Genomic DNA, 9017 nt, shown 5'->3' on the forward strand with positions numbered 1-9017 from the left:
CACCGATTCTGAACCCCGGCCAGGTTGCCATCGTTGCCCTTGGTTCAATCAGGCCAAAGCCGTGGGTTGTGAACAACGAGATCGTTATTCGCCAGGTCACAACAATCGGTGCCACCTTCGACCACCGGGTGGTCGACGGTGACGTAGCCTCCAGGTTTGTTCAGGACGTCGCCTCGGTGATCGAGGAGCCAGCGCTTCTTCTGGACTAGTTCCCTTAATCTTATTGACAATCATTATCAGTAAGGTCTATAGTGGGGCTTATGAAGATAAAAGCCCTAGCCCTAACAGCCGTCACAGCCCTATTGCTTTCGGGTTGTGCAGCAACTGCACCCTCACCGGAAGTCGCCGAACCGACTGAAGCGCCCTTCACCGGCCTCACAGTTGTGGCATCAACCAACGTCTGGGGGGATGTCGCCAAATCTGTCGGCGGTGACCGGGTCGAGGTTGTTTCAATCATCGAGAGCTTCTCTCAAGACCCTCACTCCTACGAGGCATCAGCCCGTGACCAACTTGCCGTAAACGATGCCGATCTGGTTATAGCCAACGGCGGAGGGTATGACTCCTTCATGGATGCCTTGGCAGCTGCCGCAGGCCAAGACAACATCATTTTTGCCTACCTGCCCGACGAACTAGCCGAGGAGGATGCCGATGCCAAGGAAGACGACGGCCACGACCACGACCACGACCACGACCACGACCATTCCGAGGGCAACGAGCACGTCTGGTATGACTTCCACGTAGTTGAAGATTTTGCGAACCGTCTGGCCGCACAGCTTGCTTCGCTAGACCCTGAATACTCGGCCGACTACTCGGACAACCTTGTGGAGTTCCTAGACCAGATAGAGATTCTCGAAGATCGGGTAGCCCAGTTTTCAGCAACTGCCTCGGGAGCCAAGGTAATTTCCTCGGAGCCGGTTGCCGACTACCTGCTCATCGAGCTGGGTCTTGAAAACATCACCCCGAGTGGTTTTTCTGAAGCCATCGAGGAAGAGCGCGATGTTTCCCCAAAGGACCTGCTTGAAATGCAGAACCTTCTCAAGTCAGGAGCAGTTTCGTTGTTTGTTGTGAACCCACAAACCGGCAGCGTGCAGGTAGACGGGCTTCAGAAAATAGCCCAGGAAAATCAAACACCAATAGTTGAGTTGAGCGAGCTACTTCCCCCAAACACCAGGTACTTTGAGTGGATGGATGCAAACATTACACTTCTTGAGGCAGCCCTTAGATAACTATTGCCCGGTAAATCTATTCTCAAGGTCAAAAAGGCAAGCCTGTCTTTTGGCGACAAGAGCATCTGGAAAAATCTAAACCTCTCGGTTGCGCCCGGAGAATTCATTGCGGTTATCGGAGCCAACGGCTCCGGTAAAACAGTTCTACTAAAGGCAATCCTCGGTCAGCTTCAACTTTCCAGCGGGGAAATCGAACTGCTTGGAAATAAGGTAGCCAATGGCTCCCGTGCCATTGGCTATATTCCTCAGCACCGGCAAGCAGATAACGGATTGCCACTTCGCGCCCGCGATCTACTTCGCATGGGATTAGACGGCCACCGCTTCGGGCTTCCTTTTCCGTCTTCCAAAACAAACAAAAAAGTCTCCGAGATGCTCGAAGCAGTTGGAGCAGAAGAAATTGCGAACGTGCCAATCGGCCAGCTCTCGGGCGGGCAGTTGCAGCGCATCAGGGTTGCTCAGGCCGTTATCGATAACCCTCAGCTGATACTGGCTGATGAACCGCTAAGCGCCTTAGACCTAAAGCAGCAGTCGCTGGTTGCAGAGCTTCTAGATTCTCAGCGCAAACAAAACGGTGCTGCCGTTTTGTTTGTCACCCACGATGTGAACCCGGTGCTCGATTACATCGACCGGGTTCTCTATTTAGCTAACGGTAAGTTCCGAATCGGAACTCCCGATGAAGTTTTACGATCCGATGTCTTGTCCAAGCTCTACGGCCGAAGCGTTGACGTAGTTAGAAACCAGGGGCGCATTGCGGTTCTTGGTTCTTCCGATCACGACCACCACGACAACGAGAGGTGGACATAATGGATCGGCTCTTTGACTTCTCGGATTACGACCAGCTGATTCCACTGGTGCAGAACTCACTCATTGCAGGATTACTGCTTGGCATCATGGGTGGACTCATTGGCGTCTTTGTTATGACGCGGGATATGTCTTTCGCGGTGCACGGAATCAGTGAGCTTTCTTTCGCAGGTGCTGCCATCGCACTACTTGTTGGACTAAACGTTGCCCTCGGGGCAACCTTTGGATCAATTGTTGCTGCGATCATCATCGCCATCTTGGGGTCGAGGGCTAAGGACCGAAACTCAATAATTGCGGTGCTTATGCCCTTTGGTTTGGGTATTGGAATATTGGCTCTTGCCCTCTACGAGGGCAGAGCCGCAAATAAGTTTGGACTTCTCACCGGACAAATCATTGCAGTTGATGACCCGCAAGTTTTTTGGCTGATCGCAACTTCTCTCGTTGTTGTTGCATGCCTAGCTCTTATTTGGCGACCGCTTAGCTTCGCAAGCCTAGATGCTGAGGTTGCAGAGGCAAGGGGAGTTCCAACTAAGGCATTAGGTCTTTTGTTTATGTTGCTGCTTGCTTTGGCAGTTGCGGCATCGGTGCAAGTTGTTGGAGCACTACTTGTGATGACGCTTTTGGTGACACCGGCTGCAGCTGCCCTAAGGCTTACCTCTTCACCGCTTTGGGTTCCACTACTGAGCATGATCTTTGCTGTGGTCTCGGTGGTTGGTGGAATACTTCTTGCTCTTGGCGGAGGATTACCAATTAGCCCGTACGTGACTACTTTGTCGTTTGCTATTTATCTAGTGGCAAGAGTTATCGAAAAATCAAAAACTAGAACCAAGACCAAAACCAAGCAAGCTGGTTAGGTAAAGTTTGTAGCTATGGGCGAGACCGTAAAGCGCAACACCAAACAGAAATCTGCTGTGCGCCACGCACTGTCTGAGGCGGTTGGCTTTGTTTCGGCTCAGCAGCTTCACCTGGTGCTAAAAAACCACGGTTCCAGCGTTGGTTTGGCTACCGTTTATAGGGCTTTGAATGAACTGGTTTCCTCCGGGGAGGCCGACTCTTTGCAGTCGGCCGACGGAGAGGTGTTGTTTAGGGATTGTGGGGCTGGGCACCACCACCACCTGATTTGTAGGGGGTGTGGCCAAACCGTGGAAATTGAGGCCGAAAAGGTGGAATCCTGGGCGGATCAGGTGGCCAAAAGCCACGGATTTGCCTCCCCGACACACACCATAGACATCTTTGGGACCTGCGGTCCCTGCCAGAAAAAAGTTGCAAAGTGAGCGAAAACTAGCCTAGACTTGGGGCTTGTTGCGGATTGGTCCGCAAATCTTATAACGGCTTCCAAGCAAACTATTTTGTGGTTTTAGCTTGTTGTGCCTAGAGGAGGAAAGATGGCAGCGTACTGCCAGGTGACTGAGAAGAAGCCTATGTTTGGCCATGCCGTCTCGCACGCCCAGAACAAGACCAAGCGTCGCTTTAACCCGAACATTCAGAAGAAGACTTACTTCGTTCCTTCCCTGAAGCGCAACGTGACCCTGCAGCTATCTGCCCGCGGAATCAAGGTAATCGATGCCCGTGGCATCGAGTCCGTGGTTGCCGAAATCCTAGCTCGCGGCGAGAAGATCTAAGGAGCAAATAGATGGCTAAAGAGAAGGACATCCGTCCAATTATCAAGATGCGCTCCACCGCAGGCACCGGTTACACCTATGTCACCAAGAAAAACCGCCGTAATGACCCAGATCGTATCTCTTTGATGAAATATGACCCAGTAGTGCGCAAGCACGTCGAATTCCGCGAGGAGCGCTAGAAAATGGCCAAGAAAAGCAAGATTGCTCGTAACGAGCAGCGCAAGATAGTAGTCGAGCGCTACGCCGAGAAGCGTCTGGCGCTTAAAAAGGCCCTAGTTGACCCTAATTCGACCGATGCCCAGCGCGAAGAGGCCCGTTTGGGGCTCCAGAAGCTTCCACGCAACGCCTCCCCTGTCAGATTGCGTAACCGCGACGCGATCGATGGTCGCCCAAGGGGTATTTTGGCCAAATTTGGCGTTTCCCGCGTTAGATTCCGCGACATGGCTCACCGGGGCGAGCTTCCGGGCATTACCAAGTCAAGCTGGTAGCTTTTAGCCATAGCACCACCCCGCTTCGGGATTCAGGGTTCTTTTGATTTAGGCCCCCGATAAATCGAGGCGACCCTAAACGTCATAAAAGAATCGTCCAGGAGGACCACATGAACAAGAGCGAACTAGTAGCTGCAATCGCAGAATCAACTGGCGAGTCACAGGCAGCTGTCAACCGCATCGTTGACGCAATGTTTGACACCATCGCAACCCAGGTAAGAGGCGGCACCAAGGTCACCATCCCAGGTTGGCTATCGGTTGAAAAGGGCTTCCGCGCAGCACGCGCAGGACGCAACCCACAGACCGGAGCAACAATCCAGATTGCAGCCTCAAACACCGTAAAGGTATCTGCAGGCTCGAAGCTAAAGGCTTCAGTTAAGTAATTAAAAAGACTTACAAATAAAAGACGCTGGCCTCTAAGGCCAGCGTCTTTTTATTTACATGCCCAATTCAATAGTTAGGATTAGCCCATGACCAACCGCCTCAAAGGAAACCTGCTTGTTTTGGGCCAGTTCATTCTGATTGGTTTGCTGATCTTTGTTCCATCCAGTGGCATAAGCACCGGCGCCTTCACTTTCTTCTTCGCCACTTTGTCCATTGTGTTGCTACTAGCTGGCTTCGTGATCCTTGGGTTATCTGCACTAGCGCTTGGCAAGAGCCTCACCGCTCATCCCATTCCCGGTAAAGACGCGGTGCTGGTGACCGACGGTCTTTACAGGTTCGTGAAGCACCCCATTTACTCAGGCCTTTTACTTGCAGCGCTGGGACTTACCATCGTGGGTGGCTTTTTCCCACACGCCCTTTTCTTTGTTGCACTTGTCTTCCTTCTGAACTACAAGGCCAGCTTTGAGGAGGCCTTGCTAACTAAGGCCTATGCCGGCTACGCCGACTATTCGAAAAAAACCGGAAGGTTTGTGCCTAGGCTTATTAGGTGAGCCAACAAACATCCCAGAAGCAACAAAGGCCTAGTTCTGCGCCTTCGGAGTTTGAATCCCGCGCATATTCGGCATCCTTGATTGCCGGTGCTGCAACCCTATTAGCTGTACTTATTGGCCTAGCAATAGGCGGCGGAGCCGCAGCAATGCAGTTCTCAGACCCAGGCGTTATCGTGCGCTACGGAACACCGATAGCGAAAGCCCTGATGAATCTAGGGATGGCAATAGCCATCGGTTCGCTGGTGTTTGCAGCCTTCGCGGCCAACGAAAAATCAGCTGTCTTACGCAAGCTTTTGAACCTCTCGTCGGCTGGGGCTGCCGCCTGGGCGGTAGCTGGCTCAGTGCACTTTGTCTTGAGCTTTGTCTCGGTGTCTGGAGCAACCTTCTCGCTGGATGAGAGCTTCAGTCAGGGCTTACTTGTTTACGCCACCGAGATAGAGCTCGGTATTTCACTGGCCGTGAACCTAGCGGCGGCTTTTTTGATCAGTATCTTGGCACTGTCTGTCTCGGGCCTTTTTGGAACAGCGGTAACTACAGCCATCGGGCTTCTAGCGCTTGTTCCCCTTGCCCTGATAGGCCACGCAGCTGGAACCGAGAACCACTCGCTTGCAGTGAACTCTTTGGGCATGCATCTAGTTGGTGTAGTGACCTGGGTTGGTGGTCTGATTGCCCTATTTGCCCTAAGAAAAGATGTTTTGGGCGAAGCCAAGGCCATGGTTTCTAGGTACTCTTCTCTAGCCCTGGCAAGCTTCGTGATCGTTGGAGTATCGGGGCTTGGTTCTTCTTATGTTCGGATACCAAGTGCTGAAGGCATCTTTAGTCCCTACGGTCAGATGCTTCTAATCAAAATTACTCTGCTTGTTGTTTTGGGCTCCTTCGGAGCCATCTATAGACTGCGGATATTGTCGAAGCTCTCGGATAGGGGAAGCTTTTTCAAGCTTGCGCTGCTGGAGATTTCCATCATGGGGTTGGCGCTTGGTATGGGGACCGCGCTCGCCAGAACAGCACCCCCGGTTGAACAGGGTGAGTTTGTGGTGCCAACTCCAGCGCAGTTATTGACCGGTGAACCACTTCCTCCGGAGTTCACCTTCGAGACCTTCTTTACCGAGTGGAAGCTAGATATTCTTTGGGCTGTTATTGCCCTATGGGCAATAGGTGCTTATTTGCTTGGAGTTAGAAAGCTAAAGGCCCGAGGCGATAGCTGGCACATAGCCAGAACCATCTCCTGGGTTGCCGGAATGCTGCTGCTGATTTTCACAACCAGCGGTTCTTTGAATGTTTATCAGGAGTATCTATTTAGCATCCACATGATCGCTCACATGACGCTCACCATGGCAATCCCGGTGCTACTGGTTCCAGGGGCTCCGGTGACTCTTTTGATGCGTGCCGTTCAAAAGCGGGCTGATTCTTCAAGGGGAGTCAGGGAATGGGTGCTTTGGGCTGTTCACACCAAGTACGGGGAGTTTATTTCGCACCCGCTGGTTGCTGCTGTGAACTTTGCCGCCTCGCTGTTGGTTTTTTACTTCACACCGCTGTTTGAGTGGGCGACCAGAGGACACATCGGTCACATGTGGATGATCTTCCACTTTCTGATTACCGGCTACCTCTTTGTTCAGTCGCTGATTGGCATTGACCCGGGTCCCAATCGGGTTGCTTACCCGATACGCCTCGTGATGCTGATCGGTGTCATGGCTTTCCACGCCTTCTTCGGCCTGGCCCTGATGGGAGGCAGTGGCCTACTGCTGCCTGACTGGTTTGGGGCAATGGGTCGAACCTGGGGACTAACGCCACTCGAGGATCAGCAAAACGGAGGGGCAATTGCCTGGGGAATTGGTGAGATACCGACGATCATATTGACCATCATTGTTTCTGTGCAGTGGTTCAAATCAGACAACAGAGACTCCAAGCGACTAGATCGCGCCTCCGACAGGTCTGGCAACCAAGACCTGGCCGACTACAACAAGATGCTTGATCGCATCAATAAGAAATAACCCCCTTGGAACCGGTAAGGCTCTCTCTAGAGCAACAGAATCTCTTTGACTACATCGAACAGTCCGAGAACAACATATTTGTCACCGGCCGTGCCGGAACCGGCAAGTCAACGCTTTTGAGCTACCTGGTCGAGAACACCAAGAAAAACGTCGCGGTTTGTGCTCCGACTGGGGTAGCAGCCCTAAACGTTGGCGGAGTCACCATCCACTCGCTGTTTGGCTTCCCCTTTGGAATTCTGGGCGAGCAGGATATCGCAAGACATTTGAACCGTCGAACCCGAGAGGTCCTTGCGGCCCTCGATGTGTTGATCATCGACGAGGTCTCGATGGTCAACGCGGATTTGATGGACGCAATCTCCAAGTCGATGGGAATTGCTAGGGGAAGAAGAAAGATTCCATTTGGCGGAGCACAGCTTGTCATGTTTGGCGATCCGTACCAGCTCTCCCCCGTGCCAGGAAATAACGAAGAGCGTAGCTACATGGCGGAGAACTACCAGTCACCTTGGTTTTTTGATGCACACGTTTGGCGCGAGGACTCTTTGGAACGCTTTGAACTCGGAGAGATATTCCGCCAGTCCGACGAAGAGTTTAAGTCAATTCTGAACGCTATTCGAATCGGAGAGGTCGATCAGGCGATGCTTGATCGCTTGAATCAAGCAGGAAACAGATTCCCGCCCCACGATGACGTTATTCGACTTGCAACCATCAACGCCTCGGTAGATAGCACTAACCGTGAGCGGATGAGTCGGCTGACAACGAAGCCGAAAACCTTCGAAGCAATCTTTAGCGCAAGCGACGAACAGGCGTTCGGGAGGACCTTGCCCGCTGAACCCTCACTTGAACTAAAAGTTGGTGCTCAGGTGATGTTTATAAAAAACGACGATGGCAAGAGAACCGGTGAGGGAACGCTCAAGCGCTGGGTGAATGGAACCATCGGTCATGTCGTCGACATGCCCTCCTCCGGTGGTGTCGTAGTGGAAGTGGACGGCGAAAGATTGGATGTTGGGCGCGCAACCTGGGAAAAGGTCCGCTACGAAATCGAAGAAGAGTTTGATGAAGAAACCGGAAGAGTCAAGGAAGTTCTTGTCACGATTCCGTTAGCCGAGTATCAACAGATTCCGTTGAGACCAGCCTGGTCTGTCACCATCCATAAATCCCAAGGGCAAACTTACGACGAAGTGGTCATTGATTTAGGCAGGGGCGCTTTTTCTCCGGGTCAGACTTATGTTGCACTATCCCGCGTTCGCTCTCTAGAGGGTTTGTATCTAACGCGTGCAATCAAGATGAGCGATGTGATGGTCGATAAAGACGTCATCCGGTTCATGAGCGGTGTGAAGCAGGCGCCGATTGAGAAGCTCTTTTAGTTTCTTAGGCGCTAGCCCTTCAACCACCAGTTGATTGGCGCATGCAATCTTGCAGCCCAAGCACTCTCGGTGTGGCCGGTGCCGGGAAATGTTGCAAACATCAAATCTTTATCTCTAACCCAGCCTTTGGCTTGGAGCGCCGCAACGGCTCCGTTATGAAAGCGCTGGTAGAACATGTCCCAGTCTTGGGTTCCAGCGTCGGTATAGATCTTGTGGTGGCCAGGATCTGGCATCAAAGCGGTTAGCTCCTGAGCCATGTATTTGTGTCCAAGAATCCAGTGCGTTGAAAAACAAAGTGCGGCGCCAAAAGTTTCTGGATACTTAGCCATCAAATACATGGAGGCAAGGCCACCCATGCTTGCTCCTGCGATTGCAGTTCTTTCCCTAGCGTGCTCGATGCCGTACTTTTCCAAAACCATCGGAAGTATCTTCTCCGCTAGCAGTTGGTTGTATTTTGCATTCAAGGGCGTCATTGAAGTTGGGCGATACTCGTCCGGCAGGTTATCCCAAATATCCGGGTGAGCTTCAGCTATCTCTTGCGGAGTGAGCTCAAGCATTCTGGTTTCTTTTGACAATCCATGCACCGCGAT

General features: G+C 52.2%; 13 protein-coding genes. 12 read left to right on the plus strand and 1 reads right to left on the minus strand.

Going from position 1 to position 9017, the window contains the following annotated elements:
• The 12 genes from WAO31_RS00655 to WAO31_RS00710 all read left to right on the plus strand — a co-directional run.
• A partial coding sequence (locus WAO31_RS00655; protein ID WP_509589016.1) for a 2-oxo acid dehydrogenase subunit E2 occupies positions 1-209 on the plus strand: 209 nt, incomplete at its 5' end.
• A 51-nt stretch (positions 210-260) separates the two neighbouring features.
• Positions 261-1226: a metal ABC transporter solute-binding protein, Zn/Mn family gene (locus tag WAO31_RS00660; protein WP_509589018.1), complete on the plus strand. Its 966-nt coding sequence runs from the start codon at positions 261-263 to the stop codon at positions 1224-1226.
• A gap of 3 nt (positions 1227-1229) precedes the next feature.
• Entirely contained in the window at positions 1230-2030 is an 801-nt protein-coding gene (locus WAO31_RS00665; RefSeq protein WP_509589020.1) for a metal ABC transporter ATP-binding protein, read from the plus strand.
• The gene (locus WAO31_RS00670; RefSeq protein WP_509589022.1) at positions 2030-2881 is read left to right on the plus strand and encodes a metal ABC transporter permease; all 852 of its coding nucleotides are present in this window, start codon (positions 2030-2032) and stop codon (positions 2879-2881) included. The genes WAO31_RS00665 and WAO31_RS00670 overlap by 1 nt, the downstream gene beginning before the upstream one ends.
• Positions 2882-2896: 15 nt before the next feature.
• Positions 2897-3301 carry a Fur family transcriptional regulator gene (locus WAO31_RS00675; RefSeq protein ID WP_509589024.1) on the plus strand — a complete coding sequence of 135 codons (405 nt, stop codon included), beginning with the start codon at positions 2897-2899 and terminating at the stop codon, positions 3299-3301.
• 111 nt (positions 3302-3412) lie between these two features.
• Positions 3413-3649, plus strand: coding sequence for a 50S ribosomal protein L28 (gene rpmB / locus WAO31_RS00680; RefSeq protein WP_509589026.1), 237 nt, complete (start codon positions 3413-3415; stop codon positions 3647-3649).
• Positions 3650-3660: 11 nt separating this feature from the next.
• On the plus strand, positions 3661-3828 hold the full coding sequence (rpmG, locus tag WAO31_RS00685) for a 50S ribosomal protein L33 (RefSeq protein WP_509589028.1): 168 nt from the start codon (positions 3661-3663) through the stop codon (positions 3826-3828).
• Positions 3829-3831: 3 nt separating this feature from the next.
• Positions 3832-4137, plus strand: a complete 306-nt coding sequence (gene rpsN, locus WAO31_RS00690) for a 30S ribosomal protein S14 (RefSeq protein WP_509589030.1) — start codon at positions 3832-3834, stop codon at positions 4135-4137.
• A gap of 110 nt (positions 4138-4247) precedes the next feature.
• Entirely contained in the window at positions 4248-4520 is a 273-nt protein-coding gene (locus WAO31_RS00695; protein WP_509589032.1) for an HU family DNA-binding protein, read from the plus strand.
• Positions 4521-4607: 87 nt separating this feature from the next.
• Entirely contained in the window at positions 4608-5072 is a 465-nt protein-coding gene (locus WAO31_RS00700; protein WP_509589034.1) for a methyltransferase family protein, read from the plus strand.
• The gene (locus WAO31_RS00705) at positions 5069-7063 is read left to right on the plus strand and encodes a bifunctional copper resistance protein CopD/cytochrome c oxidase assembly protein (protein ID WP_509589036.1); all 1995 of its coding nucleotides are present in this window, start codon (positions 5069-5071) and stop codon (positions 7061-7063) included. Before WAO31_RS00700 ends, WAO31_RS00705 begins: the two co-directional genes overlap by 4 nt.
• A 5-nt stretch (positions 7064-7068) precedes the next feature.
• Positions 7069-8427, plus strand: a complete 1359-nt coding sequence (locus tag WAO31_RS00710) for an ATP-dependent DNA helicase (protein ID WP_509589038.1) — start codon at positions 7069-7071, stop codon at positions 8425-8427.
• An 11-nt stretch (positions 8428-8438) separates the two neighbouring features.
• Here the strand turns inward: WAO31_RS00710 and WAO31_RS00715 are convergent.
• The coding region (locus tag WAO31_RS00715; RefSeq protein WP_509589040.1) for an alpha/beta hydrolase at positions 8439-9017 on the minus strand (579 nt) is incomplete at its 5' end.

This window comes from Rhodoluna sp. (genome assembly GCF_049276775.1).
In the GTDB taxonomy this organism is placed as follows: Bacteria; Actinomycetota; Actinomycetes; order Actinomycetales; family Microbacteriaceae; genus Rhodoluna.